Here is a 21,104-nt window from a genome sequence, read left to right as displayed (position 1 = left end):
TTCAACCCAGTTCCGTGGCCTTCTTCAACTCCTCGCCTTTGGGCTGTTTGGGAGGAGCTTCTGACAGGGAAGACGGGATTTCCGCTCCCGTCGGGCCGTTCGCGTCGGGCTCGGGCGGGCTTTCCGATTCGATCTCGCGTCTCGCCTGCGCCCAGTGTTCGCTTTCCTGGCCTTCGGGCTGACCCTGGGCCACCCAGATTTCGTAAGCGCGCTGGCGGATCAGTTCGTCCTTATCCATATCGTTCCTCTCCCTAATCCTTGGTTTTATGCTCGGGCTTGCCCTTGCGCTTTGTCGAGGCCATGTCGTGGAGCTCCTTTTCTGTCATGGATTCCTCCATGCTCTTGGATGCTCCCTTCAATTTTGATTTGGGCGTATCGCCTCGCTTCGCTGCCAGCGCGGCTCCGGCCGCTTTCTGCTGGGCTCCTGATTTCGCGGGCATGGGTCGAACCTCTCAAAAAGGATGACGCTGGCGGGACAACCTTGCATTGATGCCTTTGTTCCAGACCGCTCCGGGCATTAGATTGAGACCCCCGCTGAACGGATCGCATCTCCTCATGATCGAAGATAATGACATCGTCACCGCAGGCATTCTCGTCATCGGCGACGAGATCCTGTCCGGTAGGACAAAGGACCAAAACATCGGATGGATCGCCGAGCGACTCACTTCGGTCGGTATCGACCTCAAGGAGGTGCGCGTGGTGGCCGATGATGAGGCGGACATCGTTGATGCGGTGAACGCGCTTCGAACGCGCTTTGATTACGTGTTTACCACCGGCGGGATCGGACCGACGCACGATGACATCACGGCCGACGCGATCGCGGCAGCGTTCAATGTGGGAATCGACCACGACCCTCGCGCCGTCGCAATTTTGGAAGAGATATTCCCGGCCGGGCGGATCAATGAGGCGCGGCTGCGGATGGCACGCATTCCTGATGGGGCCGATCTGATCGCAAATCCCTTATCGAAGGCGCCCGGTTTCCGGCTCGGGAACGTCCACGTGATGGCCGGCGTGCCAAAGATCATGCAGAGCATGCTGGAGGAGGTCCTTCCGACGCTGCGCACGGGGCAAAAGGTTCTCTCTGAGACGATCCTTGCCAATGCCAAAGAGGGGGACGTCGGAACGCCCCTTGCAGAAATTCAGCGGGCTCACCCCGAAGTCTCGATCGGCTCCTATCCGTTTCAGGACGAGCATGGCTACAATACCAACCTCGTCGTACGCGGGCGCGATGCGGAAGCGGTAGTCCGTGCAAAATCGGCGATCGAGGCGATGCTCATCTCGCTTAGCAAAATGGATTGAGCTAGTTGCCCGAAGCGAGCGGATCGGCTTTATCTTGCCGCGGCGCCCGCATGACGGAATGGTAGACGTAGCGGACTTAAAATCCGCAGCCAATGGCGTGCCGGTTCGAGTCCGGCTGCGGGCACCAGGCAAAATGGCCTGATCAAGACATCTCTCGGAACCAACCCCAAATGTGAACGTTCCAGCTTTGGGTACATCAAGAGGGTTGGTTTATGAACAGCATCATCTACATCATCGGTCTCGTCGTCGTGGTCATCGCCATCCTGAGCTTCCTCGGATTGCGCTGAGCGCGACTGTTGGATCGCAAAAGGGGCGCCCTAGGCGCCCCTTTTTCGTTGTATGTGCCGTTTCTCAGTCCGAGCGGCCCGGCCGTCGGTCCTGATGAGCCCGCCCACGGGATGGCTGCATCAGAGGCATGTTGGCCAACCCACTGTCGCCCGATCGGCTGGGTTGCGTCTGCTCCCGCCGGGGCGCGGCGGACCTCTGGTCCTTCGCGCCGCCGCCGCCAGAGGCAGGACGATGGTCCCGTCCCTGATTGCGGCCATTCCCCGGACCTTGCCGACCGCGCCGGTTCTGCTGCGAAGGATTTTGCGGCTGCCGAGGCCGAGCGGTGGCGTTGGCCATTTCGGCATGGGCCTGTTCGTGCCCTTCCAAAGGCGGCACTCGCTGCTGGATCAGCTTTTCGATATCGCGCAACAAAGAGCGTTCATCAGGTGCGCAGAACGAGATCGCGATGCCGGTGGCGCCAGCCCGCGCGGTGCGGCCAATGCGGTGCACGTAGCTTTCCGGGACATTCGGCAGATCGAAGTTTACCACGTGGGTGACGCCATCGACGTCGATGCCACGTGCCGCGATATCCGTCGCCACAAGGGCGCGCGTCTTGCCCGCCTTGAAGCTTGCAAGCGCCCGTTCGCGGGCACCCTGCGATTTGTTGCCGTGAATGGCAGCGGCATCGACACCGGCGTCGGTAAGGTGTCGCGCAATCTTGTCCGCGCCATGCTTCGTGCGCGAGAAGACGAGGACGCGGTCCATATCGCGGTTCTTGAGCAGATCCACGAGAAGTGGGCGCTTGGCCGCCGCGTCGACAAAAGCGATCCGCTGCTCCACCCGGTCCGCCGTCTTGGCGACGGGGGTAACAGCCACCTCTTGAGGATCGCGAAGAAGTTCGGATGCCAGTACGCCGATTTCCTTCGGCATGGTGGCCGAGAAGAAAAGGCTGTGGCGGGTCTTCGGCAGAGCGGCGACAACACGACGGATGTCCCGAATGAAGCCCATGTCGAGCATCTGATCGGCTTCATCGAGCACGAACACCTCAACGGGGTCGAGCTTCAGCATGCCACCGCGAAGATGGTCGAGCAGACGGCCAGGTGTGGCCACAAGCACGTCGATGCCGCCGGCGAGAGCGCGGGCCTGGGGCCCTGCGGAGACGCCACCGAAGATAACCTCAACGGAAAAACCGAGATGGCGGCCATAGGCCCGGAAGCTGGCGGCGATCTGGCTCGCGAGCTCACGCGTCGGGCTGAGGATCAGGGCGCGGCAGGAGCGGCGCTGGGGAGGGCGCTTGTCAGCGGCAAGCCGGTGCAGGATCGGCAAGGCGAAAGCTGCAGTCTTGCCCGTCCCGGTCTGTGCGATGCCAAGCAGATCGCGGCCCTTCAGCAGGGGCGGAATGGCATTAGCCTGAATTGGGGTCGGGGTTTCATATCCCTCGGAAGCAAGAGCTTTAAGGATAAGGGGATTCAAGCCGAGTTCGGCAAAAGTCGTCAATGTAGATCTTTCAAGATGCACGCCGTCGCAGCACGGTTGAGAACCGGCGCACGATGCGGGGGTCGTTGAGACGCCCCGCGTGATCTGGGCTGTCGGGAGAAACCGGTCGGCACGTCTGGCAGGGCGGATAAATTCCGTTCACGCGGCCAGAGGCTCGAAGATCGCCGGAGCGATGAGGCGTTATGTGGCCTCTGTAGCTGCAAATGTCAAACCGTGGTCCAGCCGTGCAAATCTGCAATCGAGGTTATGCGTTCGGCTGGATTGCGACAAACGCACGCTGATCTAGATTCGCCGCGACATTACGAATGGACAGGAGCGGCGTCATGACCAAGGTTCTCGTTCTCTATTATTCCGCCTATGGGCACATCGAGAAGATGGCGGACGCGGTCGCACAAGGTGTGCGATCGGCTGGCGCTGAGGCGGTGATCAAACGCGTTCCCGAACTCGTTCCGGAGGACGTTGCCCGTCAGGCTCATTACAAGCTGGATCAGGTCGCCCCGATTGCAACCGTCGATGAACTGCCGGACTATGACGCGATCATCTTCGGCGCCGGAACGCGCTTTGGTGTCGTGGCATCGCAGATGCGGAACTTCATTGATCAAACCGGGGGCCTCTGGGCAACAGGAGCTCTCGTCGGAAAGGTCGGATCGGTGTTCACCTCGTCCGCATCCCAACACGGCGGTCAGGAATCCACGCTGCTGACTTTCATTCCGACCTTGCTGCATCACGGCATGCTGGTGGCAGGTTTGCCCTATGCTTTTCAAGGCCAGCTGGGCGTGGATGAAATCAAGGGGGGCTCACCTTACGGGGCGTCTACGATCACCGACGGGGACGGCAGCAGGATGCCGTCCGACATCGAGATCGAGGCCGCCCGGTTCCAGGGGCGCTACGTCGCGGGAATTGCCGCAAAGCTCTCGGCTGATTGAGGATCAGGCGTCGCGGTGGCCGTAGAGCCAATCGAGACGCTTGATCAATCTCTCGGTCCCTAGGAAGCGCAAGGTGCTGTCGCGTGCGAAAGAGGCCGGTGCCGGCAGCCTGTAGATGCGGCCATTTCGCCGTGCCATGAGGGCAACGGCAGCCGTCCTCGGCTGTCGTACAGCCTCGTAGGAGCGAAAGGCTCGATCCGGATGATCGGGATTTTGGGCCAGGCGGGCTGCGAGCAATGAGGCATCCTCGATAGCCATGGCAGCGCCCTGTGCCAAATGCGGAAGCATCGGATGAGCGGCGTCGCCCAACAGGGTGGCTCGGCCCTTGCCCCAGACAAGTGAAGGGTCGCGATCGAACAAAGGCCATTTCATCCATTTTGCGGGAGCCGAAATCAGTTCCTGCACCACAGGCGACCATCGACGAAAGGCTTCCCTGATCTCACCGCTGGAGCCGGGATTGCTCCATCCGCGTCCCTCGGCTGCACCTCCCGTGACAGCAACGAGGTTCAGGTCACCTTCGCCATTGAGGCGATAAGTCACGAGATGGGCTCCGGGACCCAGCCAGAGGCCGGTCTCGTTGCGCGATTCGAGGCGGATCGTCGCGCGCCAAGCCACCTGCCCGGAGAAACGCGCATCATCCGCGACAAGGCGTGCCCTCAGCGTCGAATGCAGCCCATCCGCGCCGATCATGGCCGGCGCGGAGAATGTCTCATCTCCTTCCACGCCACGAATATGCGCCAAGATTCCCGACGCGGTATCCGCGTAATCGACCAGTTCAGTTCCGGTTTGGATCTGGATGCCTTCGGCAAGCGCAGCGCTGTAGAGGATGTGCTGCAATTGCGCACGATGAATGACCCGATAGGGAGCGCCCCAACGCTGTTCCGCGGCGAGGCCCAGCGGTATCGTCGCAACAGTCCGCCCGCTGCGTCCGTCAAGCATTTGCACCGCGTCCGGCCGTGTGCCGCGCGTATCGAGTTCGTCGCCCAGGCCCAGCCGGTCGAGAATCCAACTGGCATTTGGGGAGAGCTGAAGACCCGCTCCCACCTCTTCGAGCGCTGGGGCACGTTCGATGATGCACGCGCGGACGCCTTTGCGCGCCAATTCGAGCGCGAGCGTCAACCCTCCGATGCCGGCCCCGACAATCAGGATCGGCCTTCGGTCCATCATGGCATCATGTCCGTTTGATCGATCAGATCGCTAAAGCGGCGTCCGCCTGCCAGACGCAGTCTGCGGGCTCGGCTTTGCCGGACGGCAGTTCCGCCTTGTAGCGGTAGAGCGTCGAGCAATAAGGGCAGATAATTTCGCTGTCGTCGCCCATATCCAGGAATACATGAGGATGGTCGTAGGGCGGGGCCGCACCGATGCACATGAACTCACGCGCGCCGACGAGAATCAGCGGATGACCACCGCTGTTGTGAAAATGGGGCGTGCGAATCTCGGCCACTGGATTGTTCCCGATGAAATGAGACGCACCAAATTATCGACTTCACCTGGAAAATGCGAGGGGCTATTCGTCCCGCATTTCACGGCGGACTCTTCATGACTTCTTTCTTATCCGACGGGCTGACGCTGAATTATCGCGACGAGGGGGAGGGCGATCCCGTTCTCCTCATTCATGGCTTTGCGTCCAATCTCCAGACCAACTGGTCCGGTACCGGATGGATCAAGGCCCTTGTTGATGCCGGCTATCGGGTGGTCGCGTTCGATCATCGCGGCCACGGTGACAGCGCGAAGATTTACGATTCGTCCCGGTATTCGATCCGAGACATGGCGCTGGATGCGCTGACGCTCCTTGATCGCCTCAACATCAAGCGTGCCGACATCATTGGTTATTCCATGGGCGCGCGTGTGGGTGCTCTGATGGCCATCGAGCACGCCGATCGTGTCCGCAGTCTCGTGATCGGAGGCATGGGCGACCGGTTGTTTGAGGGCGCGCCCAAATCGGCGGAAATTGCTGAAGCGCTCGAAGCGGCCCATCGAGATGATGTCTCAGACCCTTATGCGCGGACTTTTCGGGTTTTTGCCGAAGCCACCAAGAGCGATCTGGCCGCATTGGCTGCGGTCATCCGATCGCCCCGGATGCCGTTGCTGCCGGAGCAACTGGCGCAAATAGGATGCCCTGTCCTGATCGCGGTGGGAACCGAAGATGATGTCGCCGGCTCCAGCGCCAAGCTGGCGTCATGCATTCCCGGTGCCCAAGTGCTCGATGTTCCCGGCCGTGATCACAACCGAACGGTGGGAGACAAGGTGTTCAAGAGCGGCGTTATCGATTTTCTTTCCAAACGGCCGTAAGGTGCCGCCGAGCGAAGGAACGACACCTTTCGCAAACACGTTTTCCATCCTACGTCATGAGTAGGAAGCTCGCTGGAAACAAGCGGGCTTGCAGGAATCTCCCACGGGAGCAGGCCCTTGACCCAGATCGCTCGTGAAATAGTCCCGTCTCAGCTGAAAAGCTTCGACCCCATCTGGACGCGGCTTCGGGAAGAAGCAGAACGTGTCGTGATGCAGGATCCGGCGCTGGCGAGCATGCTTCATGCGACTATCCTGCACCACAGCACGCTCGAAGCCGCTGTAGCGCATCGTATCGCAGCTCGCCTGGGCCATGAGGAGCTCGCCGAAGGAACGATCCGGCACGCATTCGAAGACGCTTTGGCAGCAGATCCGGACATCGGAGCGGCCATGCGTGCGGACATGGCGGCCGTGGTTGATCGCGATCCGGTCTGCGACCGTTTCCTTGAGCCCGTGATCTATTTCAAGGGCTTTCACGCGCTACAGGCTCATCGCTTCGCGCATCAGCTCTGGCTGGATGGCCGGCGGGATATGGCGCTTTACCTTCAAAGCCGCATATCCAGCGCCCTGCAGGTCGATATTCACCCCGCGGTCCCCTTCGGTCGCGGCGTGTTCATCGATCACGGCACCGGCATCGTGGTGGGCGAAACGGCGGTCGTCGAGGATGATGTTTCCATCCTTCAAAGCGTCACCCTGGGTGGTACCGGCAAGCAGCATGGAGATCGGCATCCCAAGATCCGTCGAGGGGTCTTGATCGGAGCCGGCGCGAAAATCCTGGGAAATATCGAAGTCGGCGCGGGCTCGCGTGTGGCGGCCGGTTCCGTGGTGCTCCACCCGGTTCCCCCATGCACCACCGTTGCAGGAGTACCCGCAAAGGTCGTCGGAACGGCGCCGTGCGCGGAACCATCGCGGGCTATGGATCATATGCTTTCAGCCGTGGAGACCTTCGATCCTGTGATCTAGGGTCCTTGCGGCATGGGGGAGGGCGTGGCACACCGCCGTCCCCGTACCTTTAGAACAAACCTTGGAGTTGGCGCTTGGATAAGCGAGAGCTTGAGCAGGTGCAGGCTTATCTGCGCCGGACATTCGGCAACCAGAATCTGCGTGTGGTCGCCCGTCCGAAGAAGATGGAATCCGCTGAGGTTTATCTCGGCGAGGAGTTCATCGGAGTCCTGTTTCGGGACGATGAGGATGGTGAGCTGTCCTTCAATTTTCAGATGGCTATTCTCGCGGAAGATCTGGCTGACTGATCATGGCAGGCCGGCCGTTCTGGCCGGCCTGTTCAATCGGCTGGTTCCGCAGAAGGGTCCGGAAGGGCTCGCCGGCGTTGGAGAAACAGCGCGAAGAGCCAGCACAGAATTGCCCAGCTGGCGCCTGCGCACCAACCGGCCAACACATCGCTCGGCCAATGAACGCCGAGATAGACTCGACTGACGCCGATCAGCAGCGTGATGAAGACGGCGACACCCACGATATAGATCCTGAATATGCTCCGACTTTGCACGCGCGCGATGAGCGCAGCGAGCGTGAGGTAAGTGGCCGCCGAGATCATCGCATGGCCGCTGGGAAAACTCGTCGTCTGCGTATCCACGATATGAGCGACGAGATCCGGACGTGGGCGCCCGAAAAAGTATTTCAGTACATTGTTGAGAATCGTCCCTCCGGACACGGCGGCAAGTACCAGAAGGGCCGTCCCCGTTTTCCGGGCCAGAAGCAGATATCCGAGAACGCACAGGGTCAGCAAAGTGAGGACGGCGCTGCTGCCGAGACTGGTGAGGTCGGTAAACATCACCTCCACCCAGGGGGGCCCTATCGGATCGTGTGCGTCTCCCGTGCGAAGCGCGAGCAGCAGTTTCTCATCGAACGAGATACGATTTTGGTCCGACACTTCATCCGCGAGGAGCAGGAAAACGAGAATCCCGCCGGTTGCTACGGCTAAAGCTGCAATTGCCGATATTTCGCGACGCGCGATTCCAAGCGGGGAGAGAACAGTCATAGGCTGCCGTCATAGCGCGGCATCGCCGTTGAACAAGGCGAATTGTTACCGTGTGCTCGTAATGGGCGCGTCACGAGCGTTGTCTCCCACGAAAACCCAGATCTTGGGATCGGTCTGGGATTGCCGCTTCACATATCGATATCCCGTCTGGTTCCATAGGCGGATGTCGTCACGCTGGTTGTCGAGGATGTAGTCGCCGGTGTCTGCCGCCACTGTCAGCACCGCATGGCCTTCGTTCTTCAAGTCGCGCACAACTGTGATCAGCAGCGCCGAAGATGGCCAGCCGCGCTCGATGAGAAGGCGACGTTTCAAAAGGACGTAATCTTCGCAATCGCCCTGATCCTTCGGGATCGCCCAATATTCGAGGCGCCCGTAGAGTTCGGCATCCGTGACCGGCTTTACCCGCTTGTTGATCTCGCGGTTCAGGCGGTCCATCTCGGCGAACCTCTGGCGGTTCAACGCCACGCGCCGGACATTGGGCGAGGCGACACAATCTGCAGGCTCACGCCGGCAAAAATCGATGAAGCCCGTCGGAGCCTTCGCGAAGCTGACCGTCTCCATTCGGGACGATGCCTGGGCGTTGGCGGTGAAAAGCGATCCCGCAAGGCAGATGCCCAAGGCTCCTGCGATCGTGGAGGCAATCACGCGTACCATAGGTTCCTCGTCGAAAATTACGGGACCTATCTTGCAGAGATCACTTTCCTTTTGAGCTAATCGCGTGCTGCATTTTGAAATGGTGAAATTAGAAATGGGCTAACCAATTGCGGCCGTCGGAAAGGAAGATTTCCCGAAAAGGAGCCTAGCCCAACTGAACGCGCAGAGCTTCACCGTCGCCAGGGCGAACGAACTCGATACCCACGCCCCCTTCGAAATGGCGGACAATCCGTGCCGAGGTGCGTCCCATCGTGACGATGGCATTGAGCGGCGGCTGGGTCTCGACCTGAACGGCGGCTCCGGACAGGGAAATATCGAGGACGCGACATTGAAATTCGCGCCCGTCCGGCAGCACCATCAGCGAACGCACGTTTCTGGGCGTGCTGCGCTCATGCCGCCGATCCTCGGGCATCCCGAGAGCCTGGCGATTTGCCAGCCAGGTCAATTGATCGGCCAGTTTTTCGCGCTTGCGCGGGGTTGCGGCGATCGACATCGCAAATCCATCAGGAATCGTGCGAACGATTGCACCCTCCAAACGGCCGATATGGTCGAAATACGCGACCACGCGCTCTCCAGGGCGCCCGATGACAGGGCCGATCAGGCAAAGTCCGCCAGGAGAGATGTCACAGCTTTGGCAGGGATATTCTCTTTGGTCCGCCAGCATATAGCGGCCCAGCAGGGCAAGTTTGACGCGTGAATGACGTCTGCGTTCCTGCGGTTTCTGTTGAGGCACCGGTTGCATGATGTTGAGGCACCGCAGGCGAGATCGTTGCTAGGCGTCTAGTTTAGCGACACATTTCTATCGTTTGCATCCTTAAATTCCTTAAATATGGGTTTTGTCTTATCTAGGTTATTGCTGCCACCACTCTGGAGGATCACAGGGGTGTGCCGAACGCTCGGAACGCAAAACCCGCTTGATCATTGGCTTCATAATCCTGCAGCGAAACGAGTCTCCTTGTGGAACGACCGTCAGAACCCATCCTGAATGCGCCGGCCGTCGTGGCGTGGACGATTGCCGCCCTGATTGCCATCCACGTGGCTCGTTCCTTTTTGAGCCCGGACGATGATCTTCAATTGCTGCTGTATTTTGCCTTCATCCCGGCGCGCTATGATCCCAGCTTTCAGCTCTCCCATGCTTTTCCTGGAGGCTTGGCCGGTGATGTCTGGACATTCGTGACCTATTCGGCACTGCATGGAGATTTCATGCATGTAACCGTCAACAGCCTGTGGCTGCTCGCTTTCGGCAGTGCGGTGGCGTGGCGGTTCGGCGGAACGCGGTTCCTGCTGTTCATGGCGGTGACCGGAGCGTGTGGTGCGGCCACTCACCTCTTGGCCCATTTCGGGGAGCCGATTCCGATGATCGGTGCTTCGGGCGCGATTTCCGGCATCACGGCTGCCGCCATTCGCTTCGTGTTCGAGGCGGGAGGTCCCATGGGCGTGTTTCGCCGAAAAGGGCAAGCGGCCTTCGCCGTCCCCGCTCTTCCTATGCGAGATCTGTTCCGGTCGCGCCAGGCGGTTACGTTTCTGATTATCTGGTTTGGGATCAACTCGCTTTATGCCATCAGCTCCTTCTCTGTGGGCGAAGCTAATTCGGTTGCGTGGGAAGCCCATATCGGCGGCTTTCTTGCCGGCCTCTTCCTGTTTCCGTTCTTCGATCCGAAGCCGGTCGTCGACCCGCGCGATTCCCAATTCGCGGCTTGATCGGCACCGGTAGCCGGGCAATCATCATAAAAACTGGTGCACCAAACGACACCTCGGGGAGAGAGCGCATGTTTGTTTCGACGATCCTGGAAGGGAAGGGCAATTCCGTCGTCACGGTCGATCCGGATTGCACGCTTGAAGAAGCGTCGCGCCTGTTGGCAAAGCATAGGATCGGCGCGGTGGTGGTGACTGACCCCGACGGTGGCATTCAGGGAATGCTGTCGGAAAGAGATATCGTGAGAAGTATCGCACAGGCCGGGGCCGCCGCGCTCGACAACGCCGTGTCCGACCACATGACGCGCGCGGTCCAGGTCACCAGTCCTGAAGAGCCGATCCACTCTATCATGGAGCAGATGACCGAAGGTCGCTTCCGTCATCTTCCCGTTGTCAGCAATGCCCGCATGATTGGAATCGTTTCGATCGGCGACGTGGTGAAGCAAAGGCTCGCGCATATCGAGGCCGAAGCCAGCGCAATGCGCGATTACATCGCGTCAGCCTGACGGCTTCTGATAAACCGTATCCGGATCGAAGCGCCGCTCGGCATCCGCGAATTCAAGCCGCAGCTCGGGCGAAGGTGTCTGCCCGAGCGGTACCGTCCGATAGAAGCAGGAGAGGCGGCCGGTGTGGCAGGAGGCGCCCGTGCCCGCCACCCGGACCTTGATCAGCACGGCGTCCTGATCGCAATCAACACGCATCTCCACCACGGTCTGGATGTGCCCGCTGTCCTCGCCCTTCTTCCAGAGCTTCCTGCGGGACCGCGACCAATAATGCGCTTGTTGGGTTTCGATGGTGCGAGCCAGCGCCTCATCGTTCATATGCGCCAGCATCAGCACCGTGCCCGTGTCCGCATCGGTTACGATACAGGTCAGAAGCCCGGAGGAATCGAAGCGGGGCGTCAGCCTCAGCCCTTCCTCCAGTTCCTGTGCATTGCCGGGTTGCGCAAACATGATGTCGCTCATCGCTGGCTGCCGCGTACGAGGCTGATGAAGCGAACCTGCTCGGCGGGATCCTTGAAAACACCCGTAAAGCGCGTCGTCGTCGTGGCGACGCCCGATTTGCGGACGCCGCGCATTGCCATGCACATGTGCTCGGCCTCGATCATGATCGCAAGGCCGCGCGGCTTCAGGACATTATCGATCGTGTCCGAGATCGAGGCCGTCAGATTCTCCTGAGTCTGCAGGCGGCGGGCAAACACATCCACCACGCGGGCGATCTTCGACAGGCCGACCACGCCACCGCGCGGATGATAGGCGCAGTGAACCTTGCCGTAGAACGGCACCATGTGATGCTCGCAATGCGAATAGAACGGGATGTCCTGAACGAGGACAATGTCCTCATATCCGCCGACTTCTTCAAAAACGCGCTCAAGGACCTCGCCGGCATTTTGCCGGTAGCCGCCGTACAATTCGGCGAAGGAGGCCACGACGCGTTTCGGGGTGTCGAGAAGGCCCTCGCGTTTCGGATCGTCGCCCAGATAGGCGATCAACGTGCGGACAGCCTGTTCCGCATCCTCGCGGGATGGGCGGCGCTCGTCGTCCAATGCCTTGAGCGCGGGATGATTTTTCACGATCGCGTCCATAAACCCTTCCAGCCGCTGCACCCGAGGTATGCTCATAGCGGAATCCGTCTGCCGAACCTATATAGGTGTCGGTCCCGAGAGCTGCAAAACGTGCGGCCGTATTGCCACTCTTTAGGTGAAGCTCGCGGATTTGGTGTTCTAATGCTCAACGATATCTATAATCGCCGCATCCTCGAACTGGCCGCCGATATTCCGCATCTGGGCAGGCTCGAGCGGCCTGATGCCTCCGCGACGGCCCATTCAAAACTCTGCGGATCAACGGTGACGGTCGATCTGGTCATGAATGGCGATCGTGTGGTCGATTTTGCGCATGATGTGAAAGCCTGTGCGCTTGGCCAGGCCTCTTCAGCCATCATGGGGGCCAATATCATCGGCGCGACCGCCGCCGAATTGCGGTCTGCCCGTGCGTCGGTTCAAGCCATGCTGAAAGAAGGCGGCCCCCCGCCCGAAGGGCGTTTCGCTGATGCTGCGGTGCTTGAGCCCGTGCGTGATTACAAGGCCCGTCACGCATCAACATTGCTGACATTCGACGCCGTGGTCGAAGCCATTGATCAGATCGAGGCTCGACAGGTGCTCGCACCTGCTGATGAGCCTGCCTCTATCGGCTGAACGCCACCAGCGAAACCCCGCCCACAATCAGGGTCAGGCCGAGGATCCGAGCCGCGGAAATCGGCTCTCCGAGGAAGGCGTGGCCGGCGGCAACCGTGAAAACGATGCCCAGCGCCACACAGGGATAGGCATAGGACAGGTCGACCCGCGACAGGACCATCATCCAGAACACGGCGCTTATCCCGAAGCAGAGCAGGCCGGTCAGAACGAGCGGCGAAAAAAGCACGGTCATCGCCGTTGCCGGAAAAGACAGCGGCCCCGCGAGCGCCTGCTGCACAGGCGCGCTCGACATACCGGCCTTCAGCACCAGCTGAGAAAAGGATGACAGGCTGACGCTGATGACGATGAGCAGGAGGGTAGCGGGCATCACGATGGTCTTCTCACAGATCATCCTGTTGTAGGCCGCAAATCCTTGCTTCTTTCCTCCGCGCTGATTTGCTTTGGCCGCGAACTGGTCGCTACGTTCGTACAGATCATCCAACTCGATATCCAGCACGTGGCTTCGGGGAGCGGCGTCGTCGCTATTGTCTTCACGATGCTTGGAGATGAGGCGTGCGGGTGCCGGGAATCAGCTCATCCCAATTTCCCGCTGGAAACCAGCGCCCTCCTAAGATCAGTCGTACGCAGATGATATTTTGAATGCCAATTGGAGGGTGCGACGCCCGGTCGCACGGTCTCTACGTCTGGAATTGGACGGATTAAAAGCTTTCATCCGCTTGCTTAGGTCCCTGCCCATGCGATAAGCCTGCGCAGCCGAGCCCGTTCTGCGGCGCCGTCATCTGCAGCCAGTCAGGGGCTCTTCCCCAAACCAGCGCAGGCGCCGAAGCGGGAGGGCGGCATATCGGAATCCTGGCGGGATTCTCCCTCATAAGGCGTCGCGATGAACGCGCTTCTTGCAGACTATCTTCCGCTTGCGATCTTTATCGGCGTATCGCTTTTCATCGGCGTTGCCCTTCTGGTCGCACCATTCCTGGTGGCCTATCGCAGCCCGGACGCGGAAAAACTGTCGGCCTATGAATGCGGCTTCAACGCGTTCGATGACGCCCGCATGAAATTCGACGTCCGGTTTTATCTGGTCGCCATCCTGTTCATCATCTTCGACCTCGAAGTGGCGTTCCTGTTCCCGTGGGCAGTCGCGTTTCGTGAGGTCGGATCATTGGGCTTCTGGTCCATGATCGTGTTCCTTGGAGTGCTCACCGTGGGCTTCGTCTACGAGTGGAAGAAGGGGGCTTTGGAATGGGATTGAGCCCTCAGACCAGCAAGCCCGGCGTTCCCGGCATCATCGATCCGGGCTCGGCGCGCGCGGGCAATCTTCCCGTGTCCGGAACTGCGGTCATTGATCCGGCAACGGGCAGGGCGCTCGGTCCGTCCGAGCCGCGCGGAAACGATCCTTTCTTTTCCGAGGTTAACCGCGAGCTGACCGACAAGGGCTTCGTCGTAACCTCCGTCGAGGATCTGGTGACGTGGGCACGCACCGGCTCTCTCATGTTCATGTCGTTCGGCCTGGCCTGCTGCGCGGTCGAGATGATCCACATGGCCATGCCGCGCTACGACGCTGAACGTTTCGGCTTCGCACCGCGCGGCAGCCCGCGTCAGTCCGATGTGATCATCGTTGCCGGCACTCTGTGCAACAAGATGGCGCCAGCGTTCCGCAAGGTCTACGACCAGATGCCGGAGCCGCGCTACGTCATCTCCATGGGATCGTGCGCCAATGGCGGCGGCTATTACCATTATTCCTATTCGGTGGTGCGCGGCTGCGATCGCGTGGTGCCGGTGGATGTCTATGTGCCGGGATGTCCGCCCACGGCCGAAGCGCTGCTTTACGGCGTGCTTCTGTTGCAGCGGAAAATCCGTCGTACCGGCACGATCGAACGCTGAGGGCGCAGGTCTGACATGGACGAGAGCCTGAACGAACTTGCGGAGCACCTGTCGGCCGAACTGGGCGGCGCCATCCTTAATTGGAGCGTGCGCCTGGGCCAGCTGACGGTCGAGGTCGAACGCGCGGAAATCCTGCGCGTCCTGCGGTTCCTGCGCGATGACGCTTCGTGCCAATTCTGGTCGCTGATCGATGTGTGCGGCGTTGATTATCCGCAGCGGGCGCTGCGGTTCGACGTTGTCTATCATCTGCTTTCGCCCACGCAGAACCAGCGCATCAGGCTCAAGGTGCAGACCGACGAGGACACGCCGGTAGACAGCTGTGTGCATCTCTTCCCGGGCGCGAACTGGTTCGAGCGGGAAGCCTACGACCTCTACGGAATCCTTTTTTCCGGACATCCGGACCTGCGACGAATCCTTACCGATTACGGGTTCGAGGGACATCCGCTGCGCAAGGATTTCCCGCTGACGGGCTTCGTCGAGGTGCGGTACGACGATACGCAGAAGCGGGTCGTTTACGAGCCGGTTCGGCTGACGCAGGAATTCCGCAACTTCGATTTTCTAAGCCCCTGGGAAGGCACCGAATATGCCCTCCCAGGAGACGAGAAAGCGAAGACGCCATGAACAGCTTCTCGCCGATTCACTGGCTGATCACGATTCTCACCCTCGTTGTGATGATCGTACCGTTCTGGAAGATCTTTCCTCGGGCGGGCCTGCCGGCTGTGTTGAGCCTGGTTATGGCTCTGCCGCTCGTGAACATCATCATGCTGTGGTTCGTCGCCTTCAAGCGGTGGCCGGGCGATCAAATTGGTTCCAGCCGATGAGTGAAGCCGAACTCCGCAATTTCACGATCAATTTCGGCCCACAGCATCCGGCCGCCCATGGCGTGCTGCGGATGATCCTCGAGCTCGACGGCGAAGTCGTGCGCCGTGTCGACCCGCATGTCGGGCTGCTGCATCGTGGTACCGAGAAGCTGCTCGAGTATAAGACGTATTTGCAGGGGCTGCCTTACTTCGATCGGCTCGATTATTGCTCACCGATGTCGATGGAGCATTCCTGGGTGCTGGCCATCGAGAAGCTGGTCGGTGTCGAGGTGCCTCGTCGCGGGCAGTTGATCCGCACGCTGATGGCGGAACTCACCCGCATCATGTCGCATCTGCTGAACATCACCACATTCGCGATGGACGTGGGCGCTTTGACGCCGCCGCTCTGGGGCTTCGACGAGCGTGAAAAGCTGCTCGATTTCTACGAGCGCGCCTCCGGCGCGCGCATGCACGCGGCGTATTTCCGTCCAGGCGGTGTTCATCAGGATCTGCCGCCGGAGCTGATCGACGATATCTACAATTGGTGCGATCCGTTCCTGAAGGTCGTGCAGGATCTCGACGATCTCCTCACGGAGAATCGCATCTTCAAGCAGCGTAACGCCGATATCGGCGTGGTGACGGCCGAGGATGCTTGGGCGCTCGGATTCTCGGGCGTGATGTTGCGCGGTTCCGGCATTGCGTGGGACCTGCGCCGCTCGCAGCCGTACGAACTCTACAACGAGATGGAGTTCGACATTCCGGTGGGCAAGCACGGCGATTGTTATGATCGCTATCTCGTCCGCATGGAGGAGATGATCCAGTCCACGCGCATCATGAAGCAGTGCTGCGACAAGCTGCGTGAGACCAATGGCGGCGGGCCGATATCGTCCGTCAACAACAAGGTCGTGCCGCCCAAGCGCAGTGAGATGAAGCGCTCCATGGAGGCGCTCATCCATCACTTCAAGCTGTACACCGAGGGCTTCAAGGTGCCCGAGGGCGAGGTCTACGTGGGTACCGAAGCGCCGAAGGGCGAGTTCGGCGTCTACCTCGTCTCGGACGGCACGAACCGGCCGTATCGCGCCAAGATCCGCTCGCCGGGCTTCGTGCATCTTTCCGGCATGGATCACCTCAATCGCGGCCACATGCTGGCCGACGTGACTGCGGTGCTCGGCTCAATCGACATCGTGTTCGGAGAGGTCGATCGATGATCTCCCCGAACCTCGGATCACCCGCCGCCTGTGCGGCCATCCTTGAGCGCGGACGCCTGGCGTCGCGTGGGATGAGGAAGTCGTAAATGTCCGTCCGTCGCCTTGCCGCCGAGCAGCCCGCAAGCTTTGCCTTCACGCCGGAAAACGTGGAATGGGCCAAAGGGCAGATCGCGAAATATCCCGAAGGCCGTCAGGCCTCCGCAGTCGTGCCGCTGTTGTGGAAAGCGCAGGAGCAGCATGGCGGCTGGCTACCGGAACCGGCGATCCGCGCGGTCGCCGATATGCTGGGCATGGCTTATATCCGCGTGCTGGAAGTCGCGACTTTCTACACGATGTTCGCGCTGGAGCCCGTCGGCAAGCATTTCGTCCAGGTCTGCGGCACCACGCCTTGTCTGCTGCGGGGCGCTGACAAGCTTATGCATGTCTGCGAGCGCGTGATCGGTCATCAGAACCATGTGAGCGAAGACGGCCAATTGTCGTGGCTTGAGGTCGAGTGCCTTGGTTCGTGCTCGAATGCGCCGATGGCGCAGATCAATTACGATTATTTCGAAGATCTCGACCCCGAAACCTTCGAGCAATTGCTGGACGATCTCCGCCATGGTCGTGCTGTGAAGCCTGGGCCCCAGATCGATCGACCGTTGTCCGGCCCGGTTGGGGGTCCGACCACGCTGAAGGACGAGAGCCTCTATGACGGGTCGATGATCGGCGCGTGGCAGAAGAGGTTCGAGCCCGCCCCTGCGGCCGAGCAGGAGCCTACGGAAGCTGCCAAGCCCGAGACCGGCGGCTCCGGGGAGAAGCAGGCTGCCGATAATCCCGGCAAACGCGCAGCCGAGGGCGAGCCCCCGGTCAAGCCGGCCGACAAGGCCGCTGCGGCACCGGAATCAGCTTCCTCCGCGCGGCCGGACAGCGCCGACAAAATTGCGACAACGCCCGGCGAGGGCTTGAAGACCGCTGACAAGTCGTCATCGACCATCGCCGGCAAGCAGGACGCGGAGTGATCCAATGTTGCATGATCGCGATCGCATCTTCACCAACCTCTACGGCCTGCATGATTCCGGCCTAGACGGCGCACGCCGCCGCGGCGGCTGGGACGGAACGAAATTCCTGATCGAACAGGGCCGCGACTGGATCATCAACGAGGTCAAGGCTTCTGGACTGCGTGGCCGTGGCGGCGCGGGCTTCCCGACCGGTTTGAAATGGTCGTTCATGCCGAAGACGTCCAATGGGCGTCCGAGCTATCTCGTGGTGAACGCTGACGAGTCCGAGCCGGGTACGGCCAAGGACCGCGAGATCATGCGCAACGATCCGCATACGCTGATTGAAGGCTGCCTGATCGCGTCCTTCGCAATGAATGCGAATGCGGCCTACATCTACATCCGCGGTGAATATGTCCGCGAGCGCGAACGCCTGCAGGCTGCGGTCGACGAGGCCTATGCCGCGAATCTGATCGGTCCGAACAACATTCACGGGTGGCCGTTCGATCTTTACGTCCATCACGGCGCCGGCGCCTATATTTGCGGTGAGGAAACCGCGCTCATCGAAAGCATGGAAGGCAAGAAGGGCATGCCGCGGCTGAAGCCGCCATTCCCGGCCAATATGGGCCTGTATGGTGCGCCGACGACGGTCAACAATGTCGAATCCATTGCCGTCGTGCCGACCATCCTGCGGCGTGGCGGCGCGTGGTTCGCGGCGCTTGGCAAGCCGAACAACACGGGCACCAAGCTCTTCACCATTTCCGGCCATGTCGAGCGGCCGTGTAATGTGGAAGAGGAGATGGGGATCGATTTCCGCGAGCTTGTGGAGCGCCATTGCGGCGGCATTCGCGGCGGGTGGGACAATCTCCTTGCAGTGATCCCGGGCGGTTCATCGGTGCCATTGCTGCCGGCAGAACAATGCCAGGAACTGTCGATGGATTTCGACACGCTCCGGAACCTGAAGTCCGGCCTTGGCACGGCCGCGGTCATTGTCATGGATCGGTCGACCGACGTCATTCAGGCGATCGCTCGTCTCGCCCATTTCTACAAGCACGAGAGCTGTGGCCAGTGCACGCCCTGCCGCGAAGGCACCGGATGGATGTGGCGCGTTCTGACGCGAATGGTCCGTGGCGAGGCGATGAAGAAGGAAATCGACCTCCTGCTGGAGGTGTCGCTCCAGATCGAGGGGCATACGATCTGTGCCTTGGGAGATGCGGCTGCTTGGCCGGTCCAGGGCCTGATCCGGCATTTCCGTCCGGAAATTGAAAAGCGCATCGACGATTTCACCGCGCGCAATCGCGGGGATTCTGTCATTCCGGTCGCGGCGGAGTAGGGGCTGCAGATGGCTAAGATCATCATCGACGGCACGGAAATCGACGTCGCTCCCGAAACGACCCTGTTGCAGGCGGCCGAGCAGGTCGGCGCCGAGATTCCGCGCTTCTGCTTCCACGAGCGCCTGTCGATCGCCGGCAATTGCCGCATGTGCCTTGTCGAGGTGAAGGGCTCTCCGAAGCCGGTCGCGTCCTGCGCGATGGCCGTCAAGGATCTGCGCCCGGGCCCGAACGGCGAACCTCCGGTGATGAACACGCGCTCGCCGCTGGTGAAGAAGGCGCGCGAGGGGGTGATGGAATTCCTCCTCATCAACCACCCGCTCGATTGCCCGATCTGCGATCAGGGCGGCGAATGCGATCTTCAGGACCAGGCCATGGCCTATGGCTCGGATTCGTCGCGCTTCGCCGAGAACAAGCGGGCGGTCGAGGACAAATATATCGGTCCCCTCGTCAAGACGACGATGACGCGTTGCATCCAGTGCACGCGTTGCGTCCGCTTCTCGACCGAGGTGGCTGGCGTGCCGGACCTCGGCTCCATCGGCCGCGGCGAGGACATGGAGATCACGACCTATCTCGAACAGGCCATGACCTCCGAATTGCAGGGCAACGTCATTGATCTCTGCCCGGTCGGCGCGCTGACCTCGAAGCCCTACGCCTTTACGGCTCGTCCGTGGGAATTGTCGAAGACCGAGACCATCGACGTGATGGACGCGCTCGGCTCGAACATTCGCGTCGATGCGCGCGGGCGTGAGGTGCTGCGCATCCTGCCGCGCCAGAACGACGATGTGAACGAGGAATGGATATCCGACAAGACGCGTTTTGTCTGGGACGGCCTCAAGACGCAGCGTCTCGATCGCCCTTACGTGCGTGTCGATGGCCGGCTCATCCCCGCGACTTGGGGTGAGGCCTTCGCCGCCATCGCCGAGAAGGTGCGTGGCGCCGCGCCCAGCCGTATCGGCGCCATTGCCGGCGATCTCGCCTCCGTCGAGGAAATGTTCGCGCTCAGGGATCTCATGGATCGTCTGGGCGTCACCAATCTCGATTGCCGCCAGGACGGCGCGGCGCTGGATGTCGGGCTGGGCCGCGCGGGCTATCTGTTCAATCCCACCGTCGCCGGCATCGAGCAGGCCGACGCCATCCTCATCGTGGGTTCCAATCCACGTTTCGAGGCCCCGGTGCTTAACGCCCGCATTCGCAAGGCGTGGCGTCTCAACGGCACGAGGATCGCGGTCATCGGCGAGAACGCCGACCTGACCTACACCTATGATTATCTCGGTGCGGGTCTCGATACGCTCCGCGGATTGGCCGATGGCTCCGTCGGATTCTCCGAAGTGCTCAACGGCGCAAAGAACCCCGTCGTCATCGTCGGACAGGATGCCTTGGCAGGTGACCAAGGGGTCGCGGTTCTGGCTCTTGCCGCCCGCATCGCGGCGGCCGCAGGTGCGTTGAGCGCGAACTGGAACGGTCTTGCCGTACTGCACAAGGCTGCGTCGCGCGTCGGCGGTCTCGATCTCGGTTTCGTGCCGGGGCAGGGCGGTCTCACGGCCTCGGAGATGGTCCAGGCCGGCACACTCGATGTCCTGTTCCTGCTTGGCGCTGACGAGATCGAGGTTCCGGCTGGAGCGTTTGTCATCTACCAAGGCACCCATGGCGACCGCGGCGCGCATCGGGCCGATGTTATCCTGCCGGGTGCGGCCTATACCGAGAAGAGCGGTACCTGGGTCAACACCGAAGGTCGTGTTCAGATGGGCACTCGCGCGGTATTCCCGCCCGGCGAAGCTCGTGAGGATTGGGCCATCCTGCGCGCGTTGTCCGAAGTGGTCGGCGCCAAGCTGCCCTATGACAATCTCGGTGCGCTGAGAGCCGCGCTTTATTCGGCGCATCCGCATTTTGCGGCGATCGATGCCATCGCGCCGGGCGACGTTGCCGGTCTGCAGGGCCTGCTCGATGGTCCGATTCCGGCAGCCATAGCCGGATCGCAGTTCGGATCCTCGAGCCAAAGCTTCTATTTCTCCAATCCGATCGCGCGGGCGTCCGCGCTGATGGCCGAATGCGCTGCCCTGGCCGGGCGTGGCGCGCTCGAAGCCGCTGAATGA

The 21,104-nt window shown here is 61.0% G+C and carries 27 protein-coding genes and 1 tRNA gene; 17 read left to right on the top strand and 11 right to left on the bottom strand.

Annotated elements, in window-relative coordinates:
• Window position 1: 1 nt before the first annotated feature.
• Both ACQ6S1_RS03310 and ACQ6S1_RS03305 read right to left on the bottom strand, forming a co-directional pair.
• Window positions 2-238: a DUF2934 domain-containing protein gene (locus tag ACQ6S1_RS03310; protein ID WP_445039722.1), complete on the bottom strand. Its 237-nt coding sequence runs from the start codon at window positions 236-238 to the stop codon at window positions 2-4.
• Between the two features lie 13 nt (window positions 239-251).
• Entirely contained in the window at window positions 252-440 is a 189-nt protein-coding gene (locus ACQ6S1_RS03305) for a DUF3008 family protein (RefSeq protein ID WP_445039721.1), read from the bottom strand.
• Window positions 441-555: 115 nt separating this feature from the next.
• Here ACQ6S1_RS03305 and ACQ6S1_RS03300 point away from each other — a divergent pair, with 115 nt between their 5' ends.
• Together ACQ6S1_RS03300 and ACQ6S1_RS03295 are read left to right on the top strand one after the other, a co-directional pair.
• Window positions 556-1,299 carry a competence/damage-inducible protein A gene (locus tag ACQ6S1_RS03300; protein ID WP_445039720.1) on the top strand — a complete coding sequence of 248 codons (744 nt, stop codon included), beginning with the start codon at window positions 556-558 and terminating at the stop codon, window positions 1,297-1,299.
• A 44-nt stretch (window positions 1,300-1,343) separates the two neighbouring features.
• A tRNA-Leu gene (locus tag ACQ6S1_RS03295) sits at window positions 1,344-1,426 on the top strand.
• A gap of 224 nt (window positions 1,427-1,650) precedes the next feature.
• Here ACQ6S1_RS03295 and ACQ6S1_RS03290 read toward each other — a convergent pair.
• Window positions 1,651-3,063, bottom strand: coding sequence for a DEAD/DEAH box helicase (locus ACQ6S1_RS03290; protein ID WP_445039719.1), 1,413 nt, complete (start codon window positions 3,061-3,063; stop codon window positions 1,651-1,653).
• Between the two features lie 323 nt (window positions 3,064-3,386).
• Here ACQ6S1_RS03290 and wrbA point away from each other — a divergent pair, with 323 nt between their 5' ends.
• Window positions 3,387-3,989 (top strand): NAD(P)H:quinone oxidoreductase type IV, encoded by a 603-nt coding sequence (gene wrbA / locus ACQ6S1_RS03285; RefSeq protein WP_445039718.1) that lies wholly within the window; start codon window positions 3,387-3,389, stop codon window positions 3,987-3,989.
• 3 nt (window positions 3,990-3,992) lie between these two features.
• On the opposite strand, the gene ACQ6S1_RS03280 is transcribed toward wrbA, so the two are convergent.
• Window positions 3,993-5,156: an FAD-dependent monooxygenase gene (locus ACQ6S1_RS03280; protein ID WP_445039717.1), complete on the bottom strand. Its 1,164-nt coding sequence runs from the start codon at window positions 5,154-5,156 to the stop codon at window positions 3,993-3,995.
• Window positions 5,157-5,178: 22 nt separating this feature from the next.
• Complete coding sequence (locus ACQ6S1_RS03275; protein ID WP_445039716.1) at window positions 5,179-5,433, bottom strand: zinc-finger domain-containing protein; 255 nt, start codon at window positions 5,431-5,433, stop codon at window positions 5,179-5,181.
• A 95-nt stretch (window positions 5,434-5,528) separates the two neighbouring features.
• On the opposite strand from ACQ6S1_RS03275, the gene ACQ6S1_RS03270 reads away from it, so the two are divergent.
• The 3 genes from ACQ6S1_RS03270 (at window position 5,529) to ACQ6S1_RS03260 (ending at window position 7,528) form a co-directional block, all read left to right on the top strand.
• Complete coding sequence (locus ACQ6S1_RS03270; RefSeq protein WP_445039715.1) at window positions 5,529-6,281, top strand: alpha/beta fold hydrolase; 753 nt, start codon at window positions 5,529-5,531, stop codon at window positions 6,279-6,281.
• Window positions 6,282-6,398: 117 nt separating this feature from the next.
• Window positions 6,399-7,241 (top strand): serine O-acetyltransferase, encoded by an 843-nt coding sequence (cysE, locus tag ACQ6S1_RS03265; protein WP_445039714.1) that lies wholly within the window; start codon window positions 6,399-6,401, stop codon window positions 7,239-7,241.
• A 74-nt stretch (window positions 7,242-7,315) separates the two neighbouring features.
• Window positions 7,316-7,528 carry a DUF3126 family protein gene (locus tag ACQ6S1_RS03260; protein ID WP_445039713.1) on the top strand — a complete coding sequence of 71 codons (213 nt, stop codon included), beginning with the start codon at window positions 7,316-7,318 and terminating at the stop codon, window positions 7,526-7,528.
• Between the two features lie 32 nt (window positions 7,529-7,560).
• On the opposite strand, the gene ACQ6S1_RS03255 is transcribed toward ACQ6S1_RS03260, so the two are convergent.
• The 3 genes from ACQ6S1_RS03255 to ACQ6S1_RS03245 all read right to left on the bottom strand — a co-directional run bounded on the left by ACQ6S1_RS03255 (window position 7,561) and on the right by ACQ6S1_RS03245 (window position 9,670).
• The gene (locus ACQ6S1_RS03255) at window positions 7,561-8,274 is read right to left on the bottom strand and encodes a phosphatase PAP2 family protein (RefSeq protein WP_445039712.1); all 714 of its coding nucleotides are present in this window, start codon (window positions 8,272-8,274) and stop codon (window positions 7,561-7,563) included.
• Between the two features lie 45 nt (window positions 8,275-8,319).
• Complete coding sequence (locus tag ACQ6S1_RS03250; RefSeq protein ID WP_445039711.1) at window positions 8,320-8,928, bottom strand: transglutaminase-like cysteine peptidase; 609 nt, start codon at window positions 8,926-8,928, stop codon at window positions 8,320-8,322.
• A gap of 145 nt (window positions 8,929-9,073) precedes the next feature.
• Window positions 9,074-9,670 carry a PilZ domain-containing protein gene (locus ACQ6S1_RS03245; RefSeq protein WP_445039710.1) on the bottom strand — a complete coding sequence of 199 codons (597 nt, stop codon included), beginning with the start codon at window positions 9,668-9,670 and terminating at the stop codon, window positions 9,074-9,076.
• A gap of 215 nt (window positions 9,671-9,885) precedes the next feature.
• On the opposite strand from ACQ6S1_RS03245, the gene ACQ6S1_RS03240 reads away from it, so the two are divergent.
• Window positions 9,886-10,629, top strand: coding sequence for a rhomboid family intramembrane serine protease (locus tag ACQ6S1_RS03240; protein ID WP_445039709.1), 744 nt, complete (start codon window positions 9,886-9,888; stop codon window positions 10,627-10,629).
• A 68-nt stretch (window positions 10,630-10,697) separates the two neighbouring features.
• Window positions 10,698-11,129, top strand: coding sequence for a CBS domain-containing protein (locus ACQ6S1_RS03235; RefSeq protein WP_445040254.1), 432 nt, complete (start codon window positions 10,698-10,700; stop codon window positions 11,127-11,129).
• Here the strand turns inward: ACQ6S1_RS03235 and hisI are convergent.
• Complete coding sequence (gene hisI, locus ACQ6S1_RS03230; protein ID WP_445039708.1) at window positions 11,121-11,588, bottom strand: phosphoribosyl-AMP cyclohydrolase; 468 nt, start codon at window positions 11,586-11,588, stop codon at window positions 11,121-11,123. The two genes, ACQ6S1_RS03235 and hisI, sit on opposite strands and share 9 nt — an antisense overlap.
• A complete protein-coding gene (gene folE, locus ACQ6S1_RS03225) occupies window positions 11,585-12,208 on the bottom strand; it encodes a GTP cyclohydrolase I FolE (RefSeq protein WP_445040253.1) in 624 nt (207 codons plus the stop codon). Before folE ends, hisI begins: the two co-directional genes overlap by 4 nt.
• 141 nt (window positions 12,209-12,349) lie before the next feature.
• Between folE and ACQ6S1_RS03220 the strand changes: the two genes are divergently transcribed.
• Window positions 12,350-12,817, top strand: coding sequence for an iron-sulfur cluster assembly scaffold protein (locus ACQ6S1_RS03220; RefSeq protein WP_445039707.1), 468 nt, complete (start codon window positions 12,350-12,352; stop codon window positions 12,815-12,817).
• On the opposite strand, the gene ACQ6S1_RS03215 is transcribed toward ACQ6S1_RS03220, so the two are convergent.
• Window positions 12,807-13,313 carry a DMT family transporter gene (locus tag ACQ6S1_RS03215; RefSeq protein WP_445039706.1) on the bottom strand — a complete coding sequence of 169 codons (507 nt, stop codon included), beginning with the start codon at window positions 13,311-13,313 and terminating at the stop codon, window positions 12,807-12,809. The genes ACQ6S1_RS03220 and ACQ6S1_RS03215 overlap by 11 nt on opposite strands.
• Before the next feature lie 384 nt (window positions 13,314-13,697).
• Here ACQ6S1_RS03215 and ACQ6S1_RS03210 point away from each other — a divergent pair, with 384 nt between their 5' ends.
• The 8 genes from ACQ6S1_RS03210 (at window position 13,698) to nuoG (ending at window position 21,104) form a co-directional block, all read left to right on the top strand.
• The gene (locus ACQ6S1_RS03210) at window positions 13,698-14,063 is read left to right on the top strand and encodes an NADH-quinone oxidoreductase subunit A (RefSeq protein ID WP_445039705.1); all 366 of its coding nucleotides are present in this window, start codon (window positions 13,698-13,700) and stop codon (window positions 14,061-14,063) included.
• Window positions 14,054-14,695 (top strand): NuoB/complex I 20 kDa subunit family protein, encoded by a 642-nt coding sequence (locus tag ACQ6S1_RS03205; protein ID WP_445039704.1) that lies wholly within the window; start codon window positions 14,054-14,056, stop codon window positions 14,693-14,695. The genes ACQ6S1_RS03210 and ACQ6S1_RS03205 overlap by 10 nt, the downstream gene beginning before the upstream one ends.
• Window positions 14,696-14,710: 15 nt before the next feature.
• Entirely contained in the window at window positions 14,711-15,316 is a 606-nt protein-coding gene (locus ACQ6S1_RS03200; protein ID WP_445039703.1) for an NADH-quinone oxidoreductase subunit C, read from the top strand.
• On the top strand, window positions 15,313-15,516 hold the full coding sequence (locus ACQ6S1_RS03195) for a hypothetical protein (protein WP_445039702.1): 204 nt from the start codon (window positions 15,313-15,315) through the stop codon (window positions 15,514-15,516). Before ACQ6S1_RS03200 ends, ACQ6S1_RS03195 begins: the two co-directional genes overlap by 4 nt.
• Window positions 15,513-16,703, top strand: coding sequence for an NADH-quinone oxidoreductase subunit D (locus tag ACQ6S1_RS03190; protein WP_445039701.1), 1,191 nt, complete (start codon window positions 15,513-15,515; stop codon window positions 16,701-16,703). Before ACQ6S1_RS03195 ends, ACQ6S1_RS03190 begins: the two co-directional genes overlap by 4 nt.
• Window positions 16,704-16,789: 86 nt before the next feature.
• Entirely contained in the window at window positions 16,790-17,701 is a 912-nt protein-coding gene (gene nuoE / locus ACQ6S1_RS03185; protein ID WP_445039700.1) for an NADH-quinone oxidoreductase subunit NuoE, read from the top strand.
• Between the two features lie 4 nt (window positions 17,702-17,705).
• Entirely contained in the window at window positions 17,706-19,010 is a 1,305-nt protein-coding gene (gene nuoF, locus ACQ6S1_RS03180) for an NADH-quinone oxidoreductase subunit NuoF (RefSeq protein WP_445039699.1), read from the top strand.
• Window positions 19,011-19,019: 9 nt separating this feature from the next.
• Window positions 19,020-21,104, top strand: a complete 2,085-nt coding sequence (gene nuoG / locus ACQ6S1_RS03175) for an NADH-quinone oxidoreductase subunit NuoG (RefSeq protein WP_445039698.1) — start codon at window positions 19,020-19,022, stop codon at window positions 21,102-21,104.

Source organism: Terrihabitans aquatilis (genome assembly GCF_052542005.1).
The sequence above is the reverse complement of the archived record's forward strand: the minus strand, read 5'-3'. Positions and strand labels throughout refer to the sequence as shown.

Coding starts and splice junctions, on each gene's coding strand:
- nuoF (WP_445039699.1), top strand. CDS start 17,706: ATGTTGCATGATCGCGATCGCATCTTCACCAACCTCTACGGCCTGCAT.
- ACQ6S1_RS03245 (WP_445039710.1), bottom strand. CDS start 9,670: ATGCAACCGGTGCCTCAACAGAAACCGCAGGAACGCAGACGTCATTCA.
- ACQ6S1_RS03190 (WP_445039701.1), top strand. CDS start 15,513: ATGAGTGAAGCCGAACTCCGCAATTTCACGATCAATTTCGGCCCACAG.
- nuoE (WP_445039700.1), top strand. CDS start 16,790: ATGTCCGTCCGTCGCCTTGCCGCCGAGCAGCCCGCAAGCTTTGCCTTC.
- ACQ6S1_RS03200 (WP_445039703.1), top strand. CDS start 14,711: ATGGACGAGAGCCTGAACGAACTTGCGGAGCACCTGTCGGCCGAACTG.
- folE (WP_445040253.1), bottom strand. CDS start 12,208: ATGGACGCGATCGTGAAAAATCATCCCGCGCTCAAGGCATTGGACGAC.
- nuoG (WP_445039698.1), top strand. CDS start 19,020: ATGGCTAAGATCATCATCGACGGCACGGAAATCGACGTCGCTCCCGAA.
- ACQ6S1_RS03255 (WP_445039712.1), bottom strand. CDS start 8,274: ATGACTGTTCTCTCCCCGCTTGGAATCGCGCGTCGCGAAATATCGGCA.
- ACQ6S1_RS03300 (WP_445039720.1), top strand. CDS start 556: ATGATCGAAGATAATGACATCGTCACCGCAGGCATTCTCGTCATCGGC.
- ACQ6S1_RS03270 (WP_445039715.1), top strand. CDS start 5,529: ATGACTTCTTTCTTATCCGACGGGCTGACGCTGAATTATCGCGACGAG.
- wrbA (WP_445039718.1), top strand. CDS start 3,387: ATGACCAAGGTTCTCGTTCTCTATTATTCCGCCTATGGGCACATCGAG.
- ACQ6S1_RS03235 (WP_445040254.1), top strand. CDS start 10,698: ATGTTTGTTTCGACGATCCTGGAAGGGAAGGGCAATTCCGTCGTCACG.
- ACQ6S1_RS03220 (WP_445039707.1), top strand. CDS start 12,350: ATGCTCAACGATATCTATAATCGCCGCATCCTCGAACTGGCCGCCGAT.
- ACQ6S1_RS03195 (WP_445039702.1), top strand. CDS start 15,313: ATGAACAGCTTCTCGCCGATTCACTGGCTGATCACGATTCTCACCCTC.
- ACQ6S1_RS03310 (WP_445039722.1), bottom strand. CDS start 238: ATGGATAAGGACGAACTGATCCGCCAGCGCGCTTACGAAATCTGGGTG.
- ACQ6S1_RS03210 (WP_445039705.1), top strand. CDS start 13,698: ATGAACGCGCTTCTTGCAGACTATCTTCCGCTTGCGATCTTTATCGGC.
- ACQ6S1_RS03205 (WP_445039704.1), top strand. CDS start 14,054: ATGGGATTGAGCCCTCAGACCAGCAAGCCCGGCGTTCCCGGCATCATC.
- ACQ6S1_RS03305 (WP_445039721.1), bottom strand. CDS start 440: ATGCCCGCGAAATCAGGAGCCCAGCAGAAAGCGGCCGGAGCCGCGCTG.
- ACQ6S1_RS03250 (WP_445039711.1), bottom strand. CDS start 8,928: ATGGTACGCGTGATTGCCTCCACGATCGCAGGAGCCTTGGGCATCTGC.
- ACQ6S1_RS03280 (WP_445039717.1), bottom strand. CDS start 5,156: ATGATGGACCGAAGGCCGATCCTGATTGTCGGGGCCGGCATCGGAGGG.
- hisI (WP_445039708.1), bottom strand. CDS start 11,588: ATGAGCGACATCATGTTTGCGCAACCCGGCAATGCACAGGAACTGGAG.